The organism is Flavobacterium sp., from assembly GCF_039930565.1.
Lineage (GTDB): Bacteria > Bacteroidota > Bacteroidia > Flavobacteriales > Flavobacteriaceae > Flavobacterium.
In genome coordinates this window covers 1-22,065 of record NZ_JBDTTP010000057.1, presented here as the reverse complement: position 1 = coordinate 22,065, position 22,065 = coordinate 1, and the positions used below count along the sequence as shown (strand labels likewise).

The 22,065-nt window shown below is 33.5% G+C and carries 14 protein-coding genes; 8 read left to right on the top strand and 6 right to left on the bottom strand.

Going from position 1 to position 22,065, the window contains the following annotated elements; genetic code table 11:
* Positions 1–11: 11 nt before the first annotated feature.
* The 4 genes from ABI657_RS13815 to ABI657_RS13800 all read right to left on the bottom strand — a co-directional run bounded on the left by ABI657_RS13815 (position 12) and on the right by ABI657_RS13800 (position 11,464).
* A complete protein-coding gene (locus ABI657_RS13815) occupies positions 12–2,327 on the bottom strand; it encodes a BamA/TamA family outer membrane protein (protein WP_348097854.1) in 2,316 nt (771 codons plus the stop codon).
* The gene (locus tag ABI657_RS13810; protein WP_348097853.1) at positions 2,311–7,404 is read right to left on the bottom strand and encodes a translocation/assembly module TamB domain-containing protein; all 5,094 of its coding nucleotides are present in this window, start codon (positions 7,402–7,404) and stop codon (positions 2,311–2,313) included. The genes ABI657_RS13815 and ABI657_RS13810 overlap by 17 nt, the downstream gene beginning before the upstream one ends.
* Before the next feature lie 161 nt (positions 7,405–7,565).
* Positions 7,566–8,516, bottom strand: coding sequence for a GSCFA domain-containing protein (locus tag ABI657_RS13805; protein ID WP_348097852.1), 951 nt, complete (start codon positions 8,514–8,516; stop codon positions 7,566–7,568).
* Between the two features lie 200 nt (positions 8,517–8,716).
* Positions 8,717–11,464, bottom strand: a complete 2,748-nt coding sequence (locus ABI657_RS13800) for a PQQ-dependent sugar dehydrogenase (protein WP_348097851.1) — start codon at positions 11,462–11,464, stop codon at positions 8,717–8,719.
* Positions 11,465–11,854: 390 nt separating this feature from the next.
* Here ABI657_RS13800 and ABI657_RS13795 point away from each other — a divergent pair, with 390 nt between their 5' ends.
* On the top strand, positions 11,855–13,600 hold the full coding sequence (locus tag ABI657_RS13795) for an ABC transporter ATP-binding protein (protein ID WP_348097850.1): 1,746 nt from the start codon (positions 11,855–11,857) through the stop codon (positions 13,598–13,600).
* 110 nt (positions 13,601–13,710) lie between these two features.
* Here the strand turns inward: ABI657_RS13795 and ABI657_RS13790 are convergent, their stop codons facing one another.
* On the bottom strand, positions 13,711–14,442 hold the full coding sequence (locus tag ABI657_RS13790) for a hypothetical protein (RefSeq protein WP_348097849.1): 732 nt from the start codon (positions 14,440–14,442) through the stop codon (positions 13,711–13,713).
* A gap of 146 nt (positions 14,443–14,588) precedes the next feature.
* Complete coding sequence (gene alaS / locus ABI657_RS13785; RefSeq protein ID WP_348097848.1) at positions 14,589–17,225, bottom strand: alanine--tRNA ligase; 2,637 nt, start codon at positions 17,223–17,225, stop codon at positions 14,589–14,591.
* A 255-nt stretch (positions 17,226–17,480) separates the two neighbouring features.
* On the opposite strand from alaS, the gene ABI657_RS13780 reads away from it, so the two are divergent.
* From ABI657_RS13780 to ABI657_RS13750, 7 genes are all read left to right on the top strand, one after another.
* Positions 17,481–18,458, top strand: a complete 978-nt coding sequence (locus tag ABI657_RS13780) for a peptidoglycan DD-metalloendopeptidase family protein (RefSeq protein WP_348097847.1) — start codon at positions 17,481–17,483, stop codon at positions 18,456–18,458.
* Between the two features lie 44 nt (positions 18,459–18,502).
* Positions 18,503–18,835 carry a MerR family transcriptional regulator gene (locus tag ABI657_RS13775; RefSeq protein ID WP_348097846.1) on the top strand — a complete coding sequence of 111 codons (333 nt, stop codon included), beginning with the start codon at positions 18,503–18,505 and terminating at the stop codon, positions 18,833–18,835.
* 26 nt (positions 18,836–18,861) lie between these two features.
* Complete coding sequence (locus tag ABI657_RS13770) at positions 18,862–19,443, top strand: LemA family protein (protein WP_348097845.1); 582 nt, start codon at positions 18,862–18,864, stop codon at positions 19,441–19,443.
* An 86-nt stretch (positions 19,444–19,529) separates the two neighbouring features.
* Positions 19,530–19,967, top strand: a complete 438-nt coding sequence (locus ABI657_RS13765; RefSeq protein WP_348097844.1) for a TPM domain-containing protein — start codon at positions 19,530–19,532, stop codon at positions 19,965–19,967.
* Between the two features lie 3 nt (positions 19,968–19,970).
* Positions 19,971–20,804, top strand: a complete 834-nt coding sequence (locus tag ABI657_RS13760) for a TPM domain-containing protein (protein WP_348097843.1) — start codon at positions 19,971–19,973, stop codon at positions 20,802–20,804.
* 80 nt (positions 20,805–20,884) lie between these two features.
* Positions 20,885–21,298 (top strand): Rrf2 family transcriptional regulator, encoded by a 414-nt coding sequence (locus ABI657_RS13755; protein ID WP_348097842.1) that lies wholly within the window; start codon positions 20,885–20,887, stop codon positions 21,296–21,298.
* Positions 21,299–21,539: 241 nt separating this feature from the next.
* Positions 21,540–22,065: carboxypeptidase-like regulatory domain-containing protein (locus tag ABI657_RS13750; protein ID WP_348097841.1), on the top strand; the 526-nt coding region annotated here is incomplete at its 3' end.

Sequence of the window (22,065 nt, the reverse complement as noted above, 5' to 3'; positions counted from 1 at the left end):
ATTTAAAAAAATCAGAACGGATATCCAATCGCAATATTAAGAATCAGATTGTCTTTTCTCCAGGAACCGCTTCCAAAATTAATATCATCAATCACCCATCTTTCGTTTTCAGGCAAATAAGGTTTTCTTAACGGAAAAGCTAAATCTGTTCTCAAAACAAGGAAAGACAAATCAAATCGAAGTCCCGCACCTGCTCCTACGGCAATTTGTTTCATGAAATCTTTGGTAATCTCAGCTCCGGGTTTATTAGGGTCAGCATTTAAAAGCCAGATATTTCCGGCATCAACAAAAATTGCTCCTCTTACAATACTAAAAAGTTTTGCTCTGTATTCCGTATTAAATTCCAATTTTAAATCTGCAGACTGATCAGGCAAATAAGTACTGGTAGGTTCGGCCTTAAAAGTTCCAGGCCCTAAAGATCTTGCTCTGAAGGCGCGTATACTGTTGGTTCCTCCTACTACAAATTGTTTTGTTGTAGGCATCGTTGTAGAATTTCCATAGGCATAACCTGCTCCCAGAATAATTCTGCTTGCCAATTCACTTTCTTTTCCAAGCTTTAAGTAATGCCTAAAGTCGGTTTTGATTTTCACATATTGACTAAACGGAACATCTAAAATAGTTTTTTGATTATCATTTTTAACATCGGCACCTGTTACTAGCCCAGTAATATTTCCTGCCAAATCTATTTCCCCATTAAAATAGAAAGTATGTTTTTTACGCTTTTGCATTGTATTGGTAAACGTATACTGATAAGTTGGTCCAAAAATCAATTGCTTTTCAATAACTCTTCCTAAAGCAGGATTCTCAAGAATATCTTCCTGATATTCCGGTGTTACGTTATTTGGACTCACATAGGTAATGTCGATTACATTCAATTGATGTTCTTTTCTGATATTTTCTTTCCATAAATACCCAAGGGAAGCATTAAATGAATTGAGGGAGTATAGCTCTGTTCTGTTTTGATATTCGTATCGCAATGTTGCTTTCGTTCTTGGTACAAATCCACTGGAGCCTTCGATATTAAAGGGAGTAACAAATCTCGGCCAGGTCAGACTTGTTTCTGCTCCCAGCTTATATATATTATTACCTTTATTTTCTCCTGCCAGCTGAAAATCGGCACCACCAAAAACGGAGATCGTTAGTAATTCTGCACCTCTAAATAAATTTCTGTTGTTCCAATTTACGTTAATTTCCGTTCCTGTATAACTTGCCGAATTGGTCTTTCCTAAAACCTCGACCCTGATAAATTTTTTAGGCAGCAGGGTCAGATAATAATACGAATCCAGTGATTTTGGTATGCTGTCTGAAACCCTGAATTCATTTTTAACAAAACCGAAAGTTCCCAGGTTTACAAAACGATTCAAAGTAAGATTATGGTCTTTTCTATTGTACAAATCGCCCTTTTTAAAATAAATGGAACGGTCAAAAACACGCGGATTAAAAGTGTGTGCTGTATCGATAATTGTAAAATCTTTATACTGAACAATGTCTTCTTTTTTATATTTTACGCTGTCTTTTGAAACTGTAAAATTTGGATAAACAACGATTTTATTAATCTTATAAGCCGTAAGTGCTTTTGGGGGAGCATCTGCTTTTATGACCAGTCTCACTTTTACTTCATGGTCGCCTTTAGTGCTATCCACCTGAGCTAAAATATAATCAGGGTTAAAGTAAAAATAACCTCGCTCCTTAAGTCTGGCGTCTATTCTTTCCCTTTCTGCTTTTATAACATCTAAGTCATACGGATTTCCGACTTTTAATAAACTTCTTCGGCTTGATCTTCCAATTATTCTTGACATTGCTAAAGAGTCATCAGGAAAAATTACACTTTTTATCGTATACTGTTTTTTTGGTGTAACCGTATATTCTGCCGTAACTCTTTTATTGCTAACGGTAGAATCTGCACTAACACGGGCTTTAAAATAGCCACGGTTTTCTGCAAAACTTCTTAATACAGATGAATTGTAATCTAAGTCAACCTGACTAAAAAGTACCGGAGCCTCGCCTACTTTATTGCGTAACCAATATCTGATTCCTTTTTCTTTTTTTGGTTCACCGGCCAAATTATAAATCCATAATTTAGGACGCAAACCTAAGATTTGTTTCGTCGGTTTTGGACGTAATAAATCCTTTAGCTCCTTTTCAAGTGCTTTTCTTTCTTTCTTTTTAATCACAGAATCTTTGACTTTTACAGAAGCTCCTGTATATAATAAATCACCCTCCGGCAAATATTTGGTATTGCTGCAGCCAAAAACAAAAAACAAGGACAGCAGCAGTATATAAAATTTCATATATCTGTTTTCCATATTATTATGTTTTTTGCTCATTTCCTTCAATTTTATCTTCCTGATTTTCTTTATTTTCTTCTTTTTCTTTCTCTTTGAGTTTTCTTTTTTCCTTAAGCAATTTTTCTTCCCTGATCATTTCTTTTTCCTCAGCACTTCGATGAAAAAGTTCACGGAATTTATTGTAACTCATCGTAATGATAAAAGCAACTCCCGTCTCTACAACCTGTCCCTCAACAGCAACCTGATATTCATTTTTTCGATAGGCACGAACCATATAACGACCATCTTTGGTGAGCTGATAATCCAGTGCAACATCTCCGGCAATATTGGTACTTTCTTCGTTGGCACGTTCTTGTCCTTCGACCCCAAAACTGCTTCCAACGGAAACTTTTAACCTGTCATTAAGGAGTTGTTTAGAAAGCCCAACACTCAAATCGGTTCTGTTTTCTCTTGTTCCCGTTGTGTAATCATCTGTAGATTCCAAATCAAACTCCAGTTGAACTCCTTTAATTAAATCTCCCGCAAGGTCATTTAATTGCTGCGACAATATTTTACTTACACTTTGTCTGGCCAGTGATTCTCCACTTGTTCCGCCGCTTTCACTTGCAAACGGATTTTCACCAATAAACCGATTCAATAATAAAAGGGCAAAAACCTGTTTGTTTAATTCTGCCGGTTCTTGTCTCAATTGCTCTAACTTTGTTCTTGACATATCAATAACATTGGATGAAACACCATAATTACCTTCCGGAAGAATTATATCAAACGTAATTTCAGGTTTCAGCAATTCACCTTTCATTTTTAAATGTGTCTGAAATGGAATTTTCTGCTTGTACGTGTTTTTTTCTGTTGCACTCATTGCTCCCAACTGATTTCCTAATAAATCTATTGGTGCCGTTTCGACTTCATAAATGGCTGTAATATTTAATGTAGCCATTGTTGGTTCTCCATTCCAGGTAATAGAACTTCCTTTCTGAATGTTGAACTTTCTACGGATCATATTGAAATTCATCTCATAAGCCCCATCAGAGAATTCATATTTACCCGTCAACGTTGTTTTACCTGAAGGATCAATTCCACCGGTAAGCTGAGCTTCTCCTTTTAGATTCAGGTAATCTCCATTTCCTTTATCGATAACAAGTGTAAGCTCTGCTTCCTTTTCAATCGTAATTTCAACACTTACATCCATTCCTTTTAATGGAGACTGATTCAGTTTATTCTCCATTTCAATCGTTTGTTTGAGATATAAATTATCTTCATTCACAAACTCTACAATCCCTTCACGATCTGCAATAGAAGGATCTGACTGTGGTAAAACAACAGAGAATTTAGTGTCTTCGTTGATTTTTATATTTCCTCCAATAACCGGGCTGTCTAATGTTCCTTTGATATTTAGTTTGGTATCCAAAAATAAATCTCCGTAAAACAAATCATTGTCAGTTGCTTTAGAATTAATAGCCCTGAAATTATCCGCAGTAATGATTAAACCGAAATTATAATTCTTGAAATCAGGAGATTGAATAGTTCCATCTACAGATAATTCATTGTCGTTTTCATCATTCAGCGTAAACTTATCGAAAGTGATGACGTCATTATTGAAAGTGATTTTTTCCTGATCTGTTTTAAAATAAGAATTCAGCTGGGTAATTCTAAGACCGGCATCATTGAAATTTAATTCCCCTGAAACTTTAGGGCTTGATGTTTTACCAACAATTTTAAAATTGCCCGATAAGTAACCTGTTCCTTCAGTAACATTTTCCATCGTAAATCCCTGAATACTTTTAATGGTAAGTTTGTTAATATCAACATTAAAATCTAAATTACCATCATTGATTCTGTAGTTTCCATTTACATTTACATCATTTTCCTGACCAGTAAGGATAACATTTGCTGCTAATACATTATTGGTTTTATTGTCTACTTTTACTGTAATATCTCCAACTGCTTCTCCTCTGAAAGCAAAGTCATCAATTTTCAAATCCGATGTAAAAGTGGGACTGGTCATTATGTTTTCTACCACTGCGTTTCCGTTGATCAAACCCTGCATCAGCAATTTGTCTTTTTTGACCATATTAAGGATGGTCTCAATTTTAAAGTTTACAAAGTCAACCTGCAACGGTGCATTATTCTGAGTTCCCTGCGATTGAATTTTCAATTCGTTTCCGGCATTAGCTAAATAAAACTTATTGATATAAAGTCGCTTATCTCCAAATTCGATTGCATTTTCAGGATCAATATTCCATTTTTCATAATTTAAAACAAAATTTTCAGCATCGATTTTAAGGATGTTTTTAGAATTCTCTGCTTTAAATACACCTGCAATAAAATACTGCTGTTTTTGTTTTGCATCCTGAACTTCAAGTGCATATGTCAAATTATTGTTTTCGACTTTCCCGGATAAACTTGTAAACGGAACTTTTATAGAACCGCTTTCAATTGTGGCAACAGAAACCATATATTCTAAAGCGTTTTCTTTTGCTTCAATATTAATTTTTCCGTCTGCAATTGTATTTGTTCCGTAAACAATTCTCGGAATCGTTCCTTTTACTTCTAAACTATCGGTTACATTATTATATTTTCCTGTAATGTTGATAGGCTCTAAACCTGTTAATTTCGGAACAAGTTTAAAAAGTATCGGATCGTTATCGATTTTTAATGTAAAAGTCAATCTTTGTTCATCCGATTCTCCATTTACTTTTGGATTTTTTAAATCAATGTATTTTGACAATGATTTTTTTATAGCAGAAGAAAGCGTTGTCAATTTATATTTTCCATCTACCTCAGCTTGTAAAAACTGAGAAGATATTTTGATATTGTTACGTGTATTATCTGAAAATGCAATCACACGAACCGAATCCAGAACAATCGGTTCTGCATCCTGTAAAATTTGAACATTTGAAAGAAATACTTTTCCGTTTAGAAAATCCGGATTACTATTGGCTACATCCGCATCAATATTTCCTCTTAATTTCATTGGACCGGCATGAAGATTCAGTTTTTCCAAATCGGCAATATCCAGGTTCAGTTTTAACTTGATTGATGGGTATTTTTGCTTTGTGTTTCCGCTGGCTGTCAGGTTAAAATTCAAATTTGGGTCTTTCATTCCTGATTTTACAGCAAAGGATCCGTTTTCGATATTTCCTTTTAAAGCTAAATTTCTATAAGTATATCTGTTGAAAACTGCTTTTTGAACGATTCCGTCTAATTCTGCCTGCGCCGTTTTAGGATCCAGGCCTTTACCTTTTACTTTTGCTTTAAGCGTAATTTTTCCGATGGAATCATTTTTGATCAACCTTCCTAAATCAAAATCCAATAGATAAACTGTTGCGTCGTATTTCTCTTTTTTCTTAACACGCTGATCAAACAAAGCATTGACTTTTGCATTACCAAAGCTGCTGTGTAAAGCTAAATTGGTTTTGAAATTCTGAACTGAACCTTTAAATTTTCCATTTAAATTAAACTGTGAAGGCAGCTGAATATTCTTCGGAATCGTTCCCGCCGGAACAAAAGAATAAACATCTTTGGAAGTGCTTGATAGTTTTTTGATATCCAAATCGTAATACGCTTTTTTGGCATCAGGCAAACCGGTAATCTTCCCCGAAAGGGAAACCTTTGTCGTTCCTATTCCGCTCATTTCGAATTGTGAAATATTCAGGTTTTTTATTTTTCCGTTTAAACGTGTATTTAAAGATAAAACTGCATTTGGATTATCTTTAAACGGATTTGTTTTTTGTAAATCCGGAGCAAATAACAAAACATCTTTAAAACCAACTTTCGAATCTTTTAAATTGGCATCAATAGCAAGATTGGCAATATCTTTTTTTAACGCGGCAAGAGAAGCATATTTTAATGTTATTTTATCCTGTAAAAGTGTCTGAGGAGTTCTGACATATAAATTTTCCAGTGTTGCATTTTTTGGTCCGTAAAAGAAATTGGTCTTTAAGGACTGGATATTCAAACCTCGCTTTTCATTTGCGGCAAGCGATTTTATATTTCCGGAAATCGTATCATTTCCATAATATAATTTTTCTGCTTTCAGATTGAATTTACTTAAATCCAAATGGCTGTAATCGATACCTTTTTGAGTTGGTGCAGATTGCATATCATCAAATTTGAAAGCAATATCCTGAATATCAACATCTTTTAATCTTACTTTCCATCCAGATTGTTTTATTGAAGTTGAATCCAGACTTGGAGTTTTCAGATGTTTATCTTTGGCACCTAATCTTAAATTCCCTTTTAGATTTTTTAATTCGAAAGTATCAAAATCCAAAAGCTGTTTGTTTAAATCAACTTCGTTAACCGATAAATTTAAATTCCCCAGTTTTATTCCTGAATCCAAGTTAGAATCCTTGTTGCCGTAGGAAACATCAATTTTAGATAAATGGATTTTATCTAATTTTAATTTGAAGTCTTTTCGTTTTGAAATGGTATCCACTGTTTCAACAGAAACTTCTGCGATTTTTTCTACTGCATCCTGATCCAAAACCAATTTTAATCCGTTTAAATTAATATTCGGAATATCGAAATCCATTTTATCCAGATCAAATTCATTGAACTTTGTGTCAAAATGGGTCAGTTTTACTTTTACATCATTTTTAGCAAAATCATCCTTGAAATTAAAATTGATATTATCCAGATTTACTTTTACAACAGAAATTTTAAAAGGTTTACTATTTGGATCTTTTGGTTCATTTGATTCGAAAGCTTTAATAATGTAATCGAAATTAAAAACACCTTTTTTATCCCTGGAGATATTTGCACTTACATTTTCCAAAGAAACCGAATTGATTTCAAGTTCACTACTAATCAGTTTGAATAAATCAACATCCACTTCTAAACGCTTTCCTGCTAATAAAGTATCCTTTTTTTGATCTTCAAAATAAAAACCTTCCAGCACTACCTCTTTCGGAAATTTAATTGCAATTCTATCTAAAGTAACTTTAGTTTTAATCTTTTTATGCAGGTAAGTAATTGCCTTATCTTTTGCATAATTCTGAATTGAAGGAATCTGTATTAAAACAGTTAAAAGCAACAATAACGCGATAATAGAGCCCACGCACCAAAGTAGTATACGTAGTGTTTTTTTAAGAAAATAAACTGATTTCTTATTCATATGCCAATAAACACGTTAGATTGAATGCGTTATTAAAAAAGTGTATTTCTACATTTTACAAAATTCTGAATTTTTAATTGTAACAATTTACACAATTGCTTGAAATTATTCTAAAATTTCAGGTGACAAATAATTATTCCTAATTACTTGTAACAAAGATTTTAAAACTTAATTGAAGAACATTTTGCTTCTAAAAGTTTAATTTTTTCATGAAGTTGGGATAAAAATTTCTGATGTTCTAAAGATTCAGGGTTGAAGCTTCTATGACGAAGACTTCTTTGAATTTCATCTACTTGCTGCATGACTGAAATGCTGTTTTCTGAAATGTAATTTTCGCAGAAAAGTTTCCAGATATAATCAATTGCAATTTGGTTGGGATGCAGCATATCTTCTGCATAAAAACGATAATCACGAAGTTCATCCATCATTATTTCATAGGAAGGAAAATAGTTGATGGTTGGTGATTGATGGTTGATGGTTTTGTGCAGCGCAGTAAATAAATGAGATTTGCTGAGTTGATTTTCGATAAAGCCATCTTTTATATGACGGACCGGTGAAACTGTAAAAATGAATTTTACATTTGGATTGAATGTGTGAATCAAAGCAACTGTATTCTGAATACTCTTCTCAATAACCTCTACTGATAGTAATTCTTTTGAAAATTGCTTTTGAGGTACTTTATGACAATTGGCAACAATCTCATTACTTTCAATATTTCGGTAAACCCAGGAAGTTCCGTAAGTAATAATAATATGAGTTGCTTCCTTTAAATGTTTGTACGTAACTTCAATTGCTTTATTCAAAGTTTCCAGCAATTCTTCCCTGTCGGAATTACTCAAATCGGAATGCGCTTCAAAACAATGCCAGCGTTCGTTATGAAAAAAAACATCTTTTTCTGTAAATAAGTCCTGGTCAACGACCCTTTTAACATTTTGAAATATTGAAACCGCATTAAAAATTATCCCAAATGGATTTGTTGCATTATCAAACTTGAAATAATCCAGTTTATCTGCCATATTTTCGGCAAAGCAGGAACCTAACGAAACAATTTTGGAGTTATAATCTATCGGAAATTTCGTTTTAGACACTATTATTTGGGTTCTGAATTGCATAATTGAAGATTATTAATTTCTGTATTATAGTTTTGACATTATTCAAAGAGGAGAATAATTAAAAAATGTTTTAATTTATTCAAATTTACTGTTAATCTGCAAAACTAGAAAGCAGGAACAGGTATTAAAATAAAAAATGACTTCAGTGAATCCTTATCAGATTCACTAGAGCCATTTGCATTAATTGGTTCACTATAGTTTTATTCTATTATAATTTTTTTAGATGAGGCAATATTGTTATTAATTTTTAAACGATAGACATACATCCCTTTTTGCAAATCATTACGGTCGATACTTATTTCTCCCTGCTTGTTTTCTGTAATGTCAATTGTTCTCAATAATTTTCCCTGAAGATTAAAAATATCTATTGATTTTTTTTCTTTTGAATTATCAACCGGAAAAGTTATAGTTGTAGCACTCGAAAATGGATTTGGATAAGCATAAAAGCCATTTGATTGGTCTGTATTAACAACTGCTGCCTGGGTTTTGAATGACGATACTGGATACAATTTCCATTTTTGACTGTTACCCGTGTCTAATGTCCTGCTTGCTGCTTTATCAGTTCCGCCAATCAACTCAATATCCAGTCTTTTTCCCAGTGCATTTTGTGGTTCAAAACGATACAATCCCGGCTGATCAGCAATTGGATACGCTTTCCACTTTTGATTTGCGTTATTATTATTCTGATATAAATTAATCAGTGCATTATTAGCGGAGCTGTTCCCACTAACATCTAAACGTTTACCAATTGCATTTTGTGGTTCAATAAGATAAATATCATTTCCTAAACTGATAAATTTCCATTGTTGATTTGAATTTCCGTTTCGTGTATACATTTCTACTAAAGCACCATTTTCTGCAGAAGCACCATTGACATCCAGGCGTTTTCCAAGTGAATGTTGTGGTTCCATTTCATAAATACCTCCATTAACAATCGTATTTCCTCCTTGCTGTAATGTAAAATTTGCTGTATAGGAAAACCCATTATCCGGAGTGGAAATCGTATGAGCCTGAGTTCCATTATCTGACCAGGAAGAAAAAACATAGGTATTGCCATTCAGAGTTTGTGGAGAAGGTGCTTCAATAGCCCTGTTAATTCCTTTGGCCCCAGTAAAAGAGTAAGGGGCCGTAACCTGGCTTCCGTCTAATTTTAATTTTAGTCCGGGTGGATTTGTTACAAGATTAACTGTTGAAACGACAGGGACAATATCACTGCTGACAGTTTTACTTGCACCATTTGAGTCGGTTACGGTTAAGAATATACGAAACAAAACATTGGGAGAAGTTTCCATATCTGTTGGTATTGTAAAAGTTCCTGTTTTAATTCCAGATGTAAAATCTAATGCAGGATGTGAATGCTGAGGATCATCAAAATGAAACAAATCTATTCTCCAGGTAAATGCACTTGCAGGAAGTGTACCGTCTTCAGTATCTGTAGCAGTTCCTGTAAACGTGATAACATTTCCGCCACTGTATTGGGTTCCAGTTGTAGGGGCGGTTATTACAGGTACCGGAGACTGATTATTAATTACTGTTAATGTAGCCGGATTACTTGTTACTGATCCCGCAGAATTGGTTACCTTAACTTTATATTGGGCTCCATTGTCTGCTAATACGGGATTAGTAAGTGTATAACTGCTTTGAGTCGCTCCGGCAATATCAACATTATTGCGTTGCCATTGAAAAGCAGGTGTTGGATTACCCGAAGCTACAATTTGAAATGTAGTACTCTGACCAATTGAAACTGTTCTGTTCGCAGGCTGAACACCAATCACCGGAATACCATTTCCTGTATAATTCACTTTCCAAAGTACCCCTTCACTACTGGACGTATTGGCATCATTAGAACCTCCATCTATTCCTCCTCTTGCTATAAAATACAAAACACCATCCTTACTAACTGCGACATCCAGAGGCCTGTCGATTCCTGTAGCAAAAGTAGCCACTGTTCCGTTTGCATCAATAGTTTTTAGCCATCCTGCACAATAATCCCCAAAGAAATATTTTCCAATATACGAGGTTGGAAATACAGCAGTAACAGGATTATAAAAAGCTCCTGCAGTAATACTACAAGCCCCATTACTATGGTTGTAAACATAAAATGGATCTTTATAATTTGCCGGTGCAGTTTGGTTGGTTCTTATTCCTTCAATTGTAGGCCAGCCATAATTTTTGCCTTTTTGGATTTCATTGATTTCTTCCCAGGTTCCGGCTCCTACATCGTTACAAAGTATTTTTCCAGTTCCATTTTCTACAGATAATTTAAATGGATTTCTAAGGCCTAATGCCCAAATTGCCCTGTATACTCCACTTGCCGAAGTATAATAAGGATTATCTGTCGGGATTGTTCCATCAGTATTGATTCGCAATACTTTACCTTTTAAAGTAGTAAATGATTGTGCATTTGACGCTACCGTACTTTCGCCTGTTGAAATATAAATCTGATTATTTTTAATGGCGAGACCACCCCCGTTATGGTAACCCGTATTTCCATCCACAGCGTCAATATTGATCAAAACCAATTCACTGCCGGGAGAAGCGATATCGCCTGAAACAGTAAATCTGCTGACTCTGTTATTTACTACATTGTTTGCCTTGTGCGTGTAAAAAGCATAGATGTAACCATTAGTAGCAAAATTTTCATCGACTACTACTTTCATCAATCCTCTTTCACTAAAATTATCCACTGTTGGAATTGTAATTAATGGTGTTGACAGAAGAGCGCCATTTTTAATGACTCTTATTTTTCCCACTTTTTCAGTTAAGAATACCCTTCCATCAGGCACAACATCCATTCCTACCGGGTCTAATCCTGTTGCCAGTTGAACACCTGCAAAATTTGTTGGAAATGTTTGTGCAAAATTTACATTCCACATTAAACAGAAAATAAAAAAGAAAAACAGTTTTCTTTCTACCTTGCTGATTTTTAATTTTTTAAAGTTTTTCATTGTACTATTTTTTAGTAGTTTATAAGAATAAAATTACTTTAAAAAATCCTTCTTCTCTTTTTAATAACAAGACTAAATGCCTAAAATGCTAACTGATTTTATTTTTTTTGTTATATAAAATAATGCATTATGTAACTTTAGAATGAAATTATACAACAGTTAACACATTCAAATTGTTCTTCATGGTTTATATTTGGATGTAACACATTTGAATGAAATATCTGAATTTCAAAATTTAAGTCTTAAAATTATAATTCCTGAATTCCTATTCGGCACAATAAATTTAAAAAGTATTTAAAAAAAATTAACTTTTTAATACACAAAAATCAGCTTTACAAAACCAATCTATTCACTACTTTTACACCTTGTTTTTTTAATTCAACCTAAACTATGAAATTATTATATTCTTATATAATCAAACATAAAATGCTTTTGTTTTTCGCTTTGATTATGGCTACCATAAATATCTGTTTCAGCTTATCAGATTCTATTATTACCGGTAAATTAATGCAGGATTGCGGTGTAGGGCTTGCTAAATACAAAGGAAACGAAATGGCATTCATCAAATCTCTTTCGTTCTGGCTCGGGCTTTCACTAGGTGCGGCGATGATTTCGAGAATTACAAAAAATTTTCAGGATTATTTTACCAATGTTGTAATTCAACGAACAGGCGCTCAAATGTACACGGACGGAATCAAAAAATCACTTGATTTGCCTTACGCCGAATTTGAGGATCAGCGAAGCGGTGAAACTTTAAGTAAGTTAACCAAAGTACGCTCTGATTCTGAAAAGCTAATTACCTTATCAATTTCCCTAATCTTCCAAACAATAATTGGATTCATATTTGTAATCGTTTATATAGCACAAATAGATTATCGTATCTCCATTATTTTTTTAGTTACGGCTCCCATTATTGCTTTAGTGAGTTCCTATTTGGGTAAAAAAATAAAAATCGTTTCCCGAAAAATTGTTAATCAAACTAATGCACTTGCAGGATCTACAACTGAGAGTTTAAGAAACATTGAACTTGTAAAAAGTTTGGGACTAACTTATCAGGAAGAAAAACGTCTCAACCTGAATACCTTTAAAATTTTACAGTTTGAATTACAAAAAGTCCGTTTTATAAGAAGCTTGAGTTTTATTCAGGGTACAACAGTTCATTTTTTAAGAACCTGCGTCGTTTTTACTTTATATTATTTCTTATTTGGAGATAAAATTATTATAGGCGATTTGCTGACGATGGTGTTTTTTACTTTCTTCATTTTTGGACCTTTACAAGAATTGGGGAATTTCATTATTACTTTAAATGAAACTAAAGTATCAATGGAAAATTTCAAAACCTTATTGAGTGCCCCGAAAGAATTCCGCCCAAAAAACCCTAAACATGTTGGCGCCATTGAGTCGTTGCTTTTTTCTAATGTAAGCTTCCAACATAAAACAGCCAAATTCAAAGCGGTTGAAAACATTAATTTTGATATCAAACAAGGAGAAACAGTCGCTTTTGTTGGGCCATCAGGTTCCGGAAAAACAACTTTAGTCAAATTATTAGTGGGATTATATACTCCGGCAGAAGGAAATATACTATATAACAACATTGATTCAACCGAAATTGATTTGCTGGATCTAAGAAAACAATTAGGATTTGTTACTCAGGATGCACAATTATTTTCCGGCACCATTCGTGAAAACTTGCTATTCGTAAAACCAAATGCAACTGATGAAGAGGTATACGATGCCTTAAAAAGAGCCAGTTGTGAAAAATTATTAATTCGAGCAGAAGACGGATTAAATACCACAATTGGTGAAGGCGGAATCAAAGTTTCAGGGGGAGAAAAACAACGTCTGTCAATCGCCCGTGCTATTTTAAGAAATCCAAATTTACTGATTTTCGATGAAGCAACTTCTGCTTTAGATTCCATTACAGAAGAAGAAATTAATGCCACAATCCGAAATATATCAGACAAAAACAGGATCACGGTTCTAATCGCACACCGATTATCTACGGTTATGCATGCTGATAAAATATTCGTTCTGGAACAGGGAAAAATTATCGAACAGGGAAAACACGACGATTTAATTCTTGAAAAAGGTTTGTATTATGCGATGTGGCGCCAGCAGATTGGTGAAAGAAAATAATTTTTAACATCCAATCGAGTAAAATTTCTGAATTAAAGTTTTTTTCTTTAACAAACAAAAGCCCTTTCATCTCCATGAAAGGGCTTTCGTTTGTACTAAAATCTTTTTATTTAATAAGTGTACTCAAAGGTTTCATCACCCTGTACGGATTTAATTAAATAATTATCACTATTATAGGTGTTTACATAAGCAAAAGTACCAGTATCAATTCCTCCCGTATTTTCTGTTATTTTTGATATATTATTAACTGAATTAGCTTCCTGATCAAAAATACCTGAATCTAATAAGAAGGTGTATCCTGTTATACTTTTAAAAGGATTATTTTTAGTATCATACTCAAATGAATTTACTAAATCATTAAATTCAGCTTTAATTATATTACCATTAGCATCTAAAGTTAATATACTGGATGAATCTTGTATCTCTTGCTGTGTAGTTGGATTAATTAAAACTGTTGTAGTCGAAATTGTTCCATTAGCATTATAAGTGTATGTCTTCTTTCTGCTTGAGGAGTTTGGTGACGTCTCCAGAAAAGACTTTAATTTATTATTTTCATACGTAAACGTTGTAGTCGTTGAATGATCTTCATCATCTTCAGTATAAATTGCTTTTGTTATTAAATCTCCTGTATAAGTAAACACTATTTTCGTACCGTCATCATAATTTAAACTATCAATTTTGTTTCCAGTATAAGAATATGTTATTGTATTGTTCTCTCCGGGTTGAGAGCCATAAGTGTAAATTTGCTTTTTAGGTAATAGCGAATTTTCTTCAGAAGAATCATTAGTACAGGAAGTAAGCAGTAAAGTTAAAGCACCAAATAAGCATAAAATTTTTTTCATTTGCGTAGGTTTTATTTATTAAAATTTCCTACAAATGAACTACTATTAAAACAAAAAACCTAACCCATTTTAAAATAAAAACCCAAAAAAAGTTAAGTTCCTTTTTTGGGCCTTTATTTCTAATATCTGAAAAATTTTAAAATACCTTATTTCACAAATTCACTTGCATTTGCCAAAGCTTGTTGGATCCCATCTGCATTTTTCCCCTTTCCTGAAGCGAAGAAAGGTTGTCCTCCTCCATTTCCTTCAATATATTTTCCTAGTTCTTTAATAACAGCGTTTGCGTTTAAGCTTTTAACTGCTACCAATTCTTTAGCAATATAACAATGAATATTGGGTAAACCATTTTCAACAGAAGCTAGAAACACAAAAGAATCCGGTTTTGAACTTCCTAATGCCGAAGCTAAATCTTTAGTCGACGCCATGCTCAAATCTACTTGTTTGGCAAGGAAATTTACCCCGTTTACTTCTTTGAAATCATTCTCTAATTCTATTTTTAACGCACTTACTTTTTCTTTAAGTAACTGCTCGATTTGTTTTTTCAACTTCATGTTATCATCTTGAAGTGAAGCAACAGATTTCAAAACATCCTGTGGATTTTTAAGTGTTTCTTTTATCTCTGCCAAAGTATTTTCCTGGTTGAGATAAAAGTTTTTTACTGCATCTCCGGTAATTGCTTCAATACGACGAATTCCGGCAGCAACAGCACCTTCAGAAATAATTTTGAAGTACCAGATCTCAGCTGTGTTTTTTACGTGAATACCTCCGCAAAGTTCTTTACTTTCTCCAAACTCAATCAAACGGACATTATCGCCGTATTTTTCTCCAAATAAAGCCATTGCACCTTTATCCAATGCTTCCTTAATCGGAATATTTCTGTGTTCAACTAACTGTAATTGTGCTTCAATCTGCGCATTTACACTTGCTTCAACCTGACGTAATTCTTCATCAGAAACTTTACTGAAATGCGAAAAGTCAAAACGTAAATAATTCGGATTTACCAACGAACCTTTTTGTTCAACATGCGTTCCTAAAATATTTCTCAAAGCCAAATGCATTAAATGCGTAGCAGAGTGATTTTTAGAAGTTGATGTTCTTAAATCGGTATTTACTTTTGCCACAAAACCTGCTTCTATATTTTCCGGAAGCTGTTTTGCAAAATGCAAGATCAAGTTATTTTCTTTTTTAGTATCGATGATTTCGATTGTTTCATTTGCAGAAACAAGCGTTCCTTTATCTCCAATTTGTCCTCCTCCTTCAGGATAGAATGGTGTATTATCCAAAACTATTTGGTATAGAATTCCATCTTTCTTAGAATCAACTTTACGGATTCTTGTAATTTTTACTTCATTTTCTACTTTATCGTAACCAACGAAAGTCTCTACATTTCCAGGAATCAATACAATCCAATCTTCTGTTGAAACTTCGGATGCTGCGCGAGAACGATTTTTTTGTTCTTGCATGGAAGCATCAAATTCTGTTTCATTAAAAGACATTCCTTTTTCTTTCAGAATCAAAGCTGTTAAATCTTTCGGAAAACCAAAAGTATCATACAATTCAAAAGCTTTTGCTCCAGAAACTTCAGAACCTGAAGTTTGTGCAATTACGTTATCTAACAATTGTAAGCCTTGATCTAAAGTTCTTAAAAAAGAAGCTTCTTCTTCACGAATTACATTGGTAACCAATTGTTGTTGTGATTTGATTTCAGGAAAAAATTCTCCCATTTGGTTGGCCAGAACTTCAACCAGTTTATTGATAAAAGGTTCTTTTGTGTTTAAAAATGTAAATCCGTAACGAATGGCACGACGCAAAATTCTACGAATTACGTAACCCGCTCCAGTGTTAGATGGTAATTGGCCGTCTGCAATTGCAAACGCAACCGCACGAACGTGATCTACCACAACACGAATCGCAATATTGGTTTTATTTTGTTCTTCACTGATGTTTTTAATTTCATCAGATGTATAGGTAAAACCTGTAATTTGCTCTAGTTTTTCGATAAGCGGAGTAAAAACATCAGTATCATAATTCGAAGTTTTTCCTTGTAAAGCCATACACAAACGCTCAAATCCCATTCCGGTATCAACGTGTTGTGCCGGAAGTTTCTCTAAGGAACCATCTGCTTTACGGTTGAATTCCATAAATACATTATTCCAGATTTCAACTACCTGCGGATGATCATTGTTTACCAGGCTTTTTCCACTAACCAAAGCTTTTTCTTCTTCTGAACGTAAATCAACGTGAATTTCAGAACAAGGTCCGCAGGGTCCCTGATCGCCCATTTCCCAGAAATTATCTTTTTTGTTTCCAAGGATAATTCGGTCTTCATCGATTAAAGTTTTCCAGATATCCCAGGCTTCCTGATCAAAAGGCACATTATCTTCTTTGCTTCCTTCAAAAACAGAAACATAAAGATTTTCTTTTGGAATTTTATAAACATCTGTCAATAAAGTCCACGCCCAGTTGATGGCTTCTTTTTTGAAATAATCTCCAAAAGACCAGTTACCCAGCATTTCGAACATCGTATGGTGATAGGTATCAAAACCTACATCCTCAAGATCGTTATGTTTTCCTGAAACACGAAGACATTTTTGCGTATCGGCTATTCTTTTACTTTTTGGCATTCCGTTTCCTAAAAAATATTCTTTAAACTGAGCCATTCCCGAGTTATTGAACATAAGGGTTGGATCGTCTTTAAGAACAATGGGAGCAGATGGAACTATTAAATGTCCATTACTTTGAAAAAAGTCTAAAAATTGTTTACGTACGTCTTGTGATTTCATATTTAATAATGAGATAATTTGAAAATGTGCCAATTAGATAATTCAATTAATCTGAAAATGTGCCAATTAGATATATTCTATTAAAACCCTAAAATTTTAAACAATAAATTTCGTTCTTAATACAATATCTAATTATCAAATGACACATTGTCTAATTGTTTTTTATTCTTTAAAAAAGCCGTGAACAACTGAAACATTTATTAAATTTGTTCGACTAACATTTTTACAGTGTGCAAAAATAGGGTATTTTAAAATATGGCGAAAGTAAAATATTATTACGATTCAGAAAATCTGGCCTATAAAAAAATAAAAACTAAAAAGCGGACTAAATTAGGGTTTGCCATTTTGTTTTTAGTAGCTTCGGCGCTGTTTGGTTTTTTGGTTTTTGTCGTTTTAATTAACACTCCGTATTTTGAGACTCCAAAAGATCGTTTTCAGGCACGTGAAATTGAGAATCTGAAATTGCAATATTCCATTCTAAATAAAAAAATGGATGAGATTGATGATGTAACCCAAGCTCTTGAAAATAGGGATAACAATATATACAGAGTTTATTTTAACCGTTCAGAAATCCCGGATTCCATTAGAAAAGCAGGATTTAAGGATTTAAAAAGATATAAGGATCTAGAGGGTTTCAACAATTCGAAATTGGTATTGAATACCACAAAACGAATTGACAGGTTGTCAAAACAACTGGCAATTCAGTCTCAATCTTTGGATGAAATTTTAAAATTAGCCGGGGCCAAAAAAAATTTATTACTAGCCATTCCGGCAATACAACCAGTTAGTAATGAGAATTTAAAACAAATGGCTTCGGGTTTTGGATACAGGACAGATCCTTTTACGAAAGTAAGGAAAATGCATAATGGAATGGATTTTGCTGCTAACACGGGGACTCCAATCTATGCGACAGGTGACGGAATTGTAGCCAGAGCTGACAATTCGGCTTCTGGTTATGGAAACCATATTGTAATCCGACATGGTTTTGGATATGAAAGTTTATATGCACATTTGAGCAAATACAACTGCAGGGCTGGCCAACATGTAAGACGTGGTGATATTATAGCATACGTAGGAAGTACCGGAAGATCTGAAGGGCCACATTGTCATTATGAAGTGCATAAAGATGGAAAAGTAGTGAATCCGCTTAATTTTTATTACGGAAATATGTCGGCGGAGGAATATATCGCCATATCAAAATTAGCGAATCAGGAAAATCAGTCATTAGATTAATACAATTAATATTAATCATAAATAAAATATTAAAGCGAAACAGCATGCATATCGAGCTTTCAAAGGATAAAAGATATTTCAGTATTGGCGAAGTTGCGAAAGCCTTTAATGTAAACGCTTCATTGATACGTTTTTGGGACAGTGAATTTGATATTTTAAAACCTAAAAAAAACGCAAAGGGAAACAGGATGTTCACGCCTGAAGATATTGTAAACCTGCAATTAATTTACCATTTGGTAAAAGAACGCGGTTTTACCCTTGAAGGTGCTAAAATCCATTTGAAAGAAGGTCAAAAGAAAACATTAGATAAATTCGAAATAATACGTAAATTAGAGACCATAAAAACACAATTGACAGACATCAAAAACGAATTGTAATTAAATAAACTTAAAATCAAAAAAACATGAAAAAATGGTTAATCCCCGTAGGAATTATTGTTGTACTAATTGCTATCATCGCATTTTGGTCAATCGGAATTAAAAATACAGGTTTGAAATACAATCAGGCCGTTAATAAAGAATGGGGAAATGTAAATACTGCCTACCAACGTCGTAATGACCTTATCGGAAACCTTGTAAATACTGTAAAAGGTGCTGCAGATTTCGAAAAATCAACTTTAACTGCTGTAATTGAAGCAAGAGCAAAAGCTACTTCTGTTACAATTGACCCAAGTAATGTTACTCCTGAGCAATTGGCACAATTCAATCAGGCTCAAAGCGGCGTATCATCTTCTTTATCAAGATTATTAGTTTCTGTAGAGCAATATCCTACCTTAAAAGCTAATGAAAACTTTTTAAAACTACAGGATGAACTGGCTAGTACAGAAAATCAAATCTTAACTGCCAGAACTCGTTTCAATGAAGCTGTTCAGGAATATAATGGTTATATATTATCCATTCCTAACAAATGGTTCCTGGACTATAAAGAAAAACCATATTTTGAAGCTGTAACGGGTGCAGACAAACCAGTTGAAGTAAAATTCTAAAATAATATACTATTTTGATTAACGATTTTAGATTGCAGAATTAAGTTACAACCTAAAATCGTTAATTTCACTCTAAAATAATTTCAATGTCAAAAGTAGAAGATTTTTTAACCAAACAGGAAGAACAAGAAATTGTTGATGCAATTCGTACGGCTGAACAAAATACTTCTGGCGAAATCAGGGTTCATTTAGAAAAAACTACTGATAAAGTACCTTTTGACAGGGCATTAGAAATTTTTCATGAATTAAAAATGCATGAAACACAGTTGAAAAATGGTGTTTTGTTCTATTTTTCTGTCGCCGATAAAAATTTTGTAATTTGTGGTGATAAAGGAATAAATGATGTTGTGGCATCAGATTTTTGGGATTGCACCAAAGATAAAATGGCTGTACAGTTTAAATCAGGTAATTTTAAACAAGGTATTGTCGATGGGATTTTAAATGCCGGAGAACAACTAAAAAAACATTTTCCCTGGGCTGAAGAAGACACAAATGAATTATCAAACGAAATATCAAAAGGATAAATAATGAAAATTTTCAAAAATAAAATATCAAATTCCAACGGAATTTTTCAGTTTACATCCCTGATAATTGCATTTTTTACTTTTAACAGTGTTCTCGCTCAGTTTACAATTCCAGAAAAACCAAGTTTCCAAACATCTGTTTATGATTATGCCAGCGTTTTAAGTGCATCTGAGAAAACACAACTGGAAGAAAAGTTAGTGCGTTATTCTGATTCAACTTCAACACAAATTGTAGTAATCACGATTGAAAGTCTGAAAGGTGAAGATATTGGTATCCTTACTCCAAAATGGGCACAAGAATGGGGCATTGGTCAGGCTAAAGAAGATAATGGTGTTTTAATTCTATTAGCCAAAACCGAAAAAAAAATCTGGATATCCCCTGGCTACGGGTTGGAAGATCGTTTAACTGCCGGAATTGGAGGTGAAATTTCGCGAAATATTATTATTCCGGAATTCAAGGCTGGAAGTTATTATCGTGGACTCGATAAAGGTGCTGATGCACTTTTTGATGTTTTTACTGGTAAATACAAAGGAGAACGCAAACAAACCAAAGGCAAAGATTTTCCGATATTGCCTTTTATTATTATTGGTGTAATTGTATTAATTTTAATTTCTCGCAATAAAAAAGGTGGAGGAGGAAATTCCGGCAATAATAGCGGAGGCGGCCCTAGCCTGATGGATGTAATTCTTCTAAGTAGTCTGGGCAGAAGTGGCGGTGGTGGTTTTGGAGGTTTCGGCGGAGGATCATCAGGTGGCGGTTTTGGCGGAGGCGGTGGTTTCGGTGGCGGATTTGGTGGTGGCGGATTCTCTGGAGGAGGTTCAGGTGGAAGCTGGTAACCAGCTGCTTTTTTGCTTCACGTTCCGGAGTTATCTTAGTTTCAGTTTCAATTTAATTTACAATTCATAATTAAACAAGAATGTTATCACATAAAGCAAAATATGCCCTTAAAGCTTTACTTTATTTAGCCCAGCAAGACGAAAATCACATTTCTAAAACTATAGAAATTGCTGATGGAGCTAATATTCCAAAAAAGTTTTTAGAACAAATTTTATTAGACCTAAAACGAGGACGTTTTGTAAGCAGTAAGCAGGGTAAATTTGGCGGATATTATCTGATAAAATCTAAAAACGATATCACTTTAGCTGAAATTCATCGATTATTTGATGGTGCAATTGCACTTTTGCCCTGTGCCTCCTTAAATTTTTATGAACCTTGTTCTGACTGTAAAACCGAAGAAGAATGCAGTTTGCGTCATGGTTTAATGATCATTAGGGATGAAACTTTAAAAGCTATGCAAAACATTACTATAGCGTCATTAATAAAAAAATAAAAAATATTTTTTTAAATACTACTATGTTTATAGAACTTGTGTATATTTGCCAAAAAAATAATTAACACTATTACAAAGTTTAAAGCAATGAAAGTAAAATTAAGTAAATCTGGTACCTTAAAAAATCTTTTTAATAATAATACAAGTTTCACAAATGTGATAAATAATTCATCTATGATGTGTATGTGTTGGTAAAAAAAATTTAATTTAAATTCTACTAATTACATATACATAATATAAAATGAAAAAATCTATAAAAAATATCTTTACAATATTATCTGTTTTAACCTTTTCAATATCAATTGGACAAAATATTGAAGGTACAATCACAACTTCAGAAAACATTCCTTTGGAAGCCGTTAATGTAGTTATAAAAGGCACAACTTTCAGTACTGCCACAGATGCCAGCGGAAAATTCTCCATAGACTCAAGAGCAAGACTTCCATTAACACTTTTAGCGCAATATGTAGGCTATAAAACAGCAGAAATAGAAATTACATCTTTGCCAATACCTTTGTTACAAATAGCACTTAAAGATGAAAACGAGCTTGTTGAAGTTGTTGTTTCTTCAAGACGCCGTATAGAAAAAGTTCAGGATATTCCAATTGCCGTTTCTGTTATTACTGGTAAACAAGCCGAACAAAGTGGTGCTTTTAATGTAAACCGTATAAAAGAATTGGTACCATCTGTACAATTATATTCTTCAAATCCAAGAAATACCGGAATTAACATTCGAAGCCTTGGTTCTCCTTTTGGACTTACCAATG

What these genes read in the sequence shown, in the direction of transcription:
- alaS (WP_348097848.1), bottom strand. Translation starts at nt 17,225, where the DNA reads ATGAAATCACAAGACGTACGTAAACAATTTTTAGACTTTTTTCAAAGT.
- ABI657_RS13790 (WP_348097849.1), bottom strand. Translation starts at nt 14,442, where the DNA reads ATGAAAAAAATTTTATGCTTATTTGGTGCTTTAACTTTACTGCTTACT.
- ABI657_RS13770 (WP_348097845.1), top strand. Translation starts at nt 18,862, where the DNA reads ATGAAAAAATGGTTAATCCCCGTAGGAATTATTGTTGTACTAATTGCT.
- ABI657_RS13800 (WP_348097851.1), bottom strand. Translation starts at nt 11,464, where the DNA reads ATGAAAAACTTTAAAAAATTAAAAATCAGCAAGGTAGAAAGAAAACTG.
- ABI657_RS13780 (WP_348097847.1), top strand. Translation starts at nt 17,481, where the DNA reads ATGGCGAAAGTAAAATATTATTACGATTCAGAAAATCTGGCCTATAAA.
- ABI657_RS13755 (WP_348097842.1), top strand. Translation starts at nt 20,885, where the DNA reads ATGTTATCACATAAAGCAAAATATGCCCTTAAAGCTTTACTTTATTTA.
- ABI657_RS13815 (WP_348097854.1), bottom strand. Translation starts at nt 2,327, where the DNA reads ATGAGCAAAAAACATAATAATATGGAAAACAGATATATGAAATTTTAT.
- ABI657_RS13810 (WP_348097853.1), bottom strand. Translation starts at nt 7,404, where the DNA reads ATGAATAAGAAATCAGTTTATTTTCTTAAAAAAACACTACGTATACTA.
- ABI657_RS13795 (WP_348097850.1), top strand. Translation starts at nt 11,855, where the DNA reads ATGAAATTATTATATTCTTATATAATCAAACATAAAATGCTTTTGTTT.
- ABI657_RS13760 (WP_348097843.1), top strand. Translation starts at nt 19,971, where the DNA reads ATGAAAATTTTCAAAAATAAAATATCAAATTCCAACGGAATTTTTCAG.
- ABI657_RS13805 (WP_348097852.1), bottom strand. Translation starts at nt 8,516, where the DNA reads ATGCAATTCAGAACCCAAATAATAGTGTCTAAAACGAAATTTCCGATA.
- ABI657_RS13775 (WP_348097846.1), top strand. Translation starts at nt 18,503, where the DNA reads ATGCATATCGAGCTTTCAAAGGATAAAAGATATTTCAGTATTGGCGAA.
- ABI657_RS13765 (WP_348097844.1), top strand. Translation starts at nt 19,530, where the DNA reads ATGTCAAAAGTAGAAGATTTTTTAACCAAACAGGAAGAACAAGAAATT.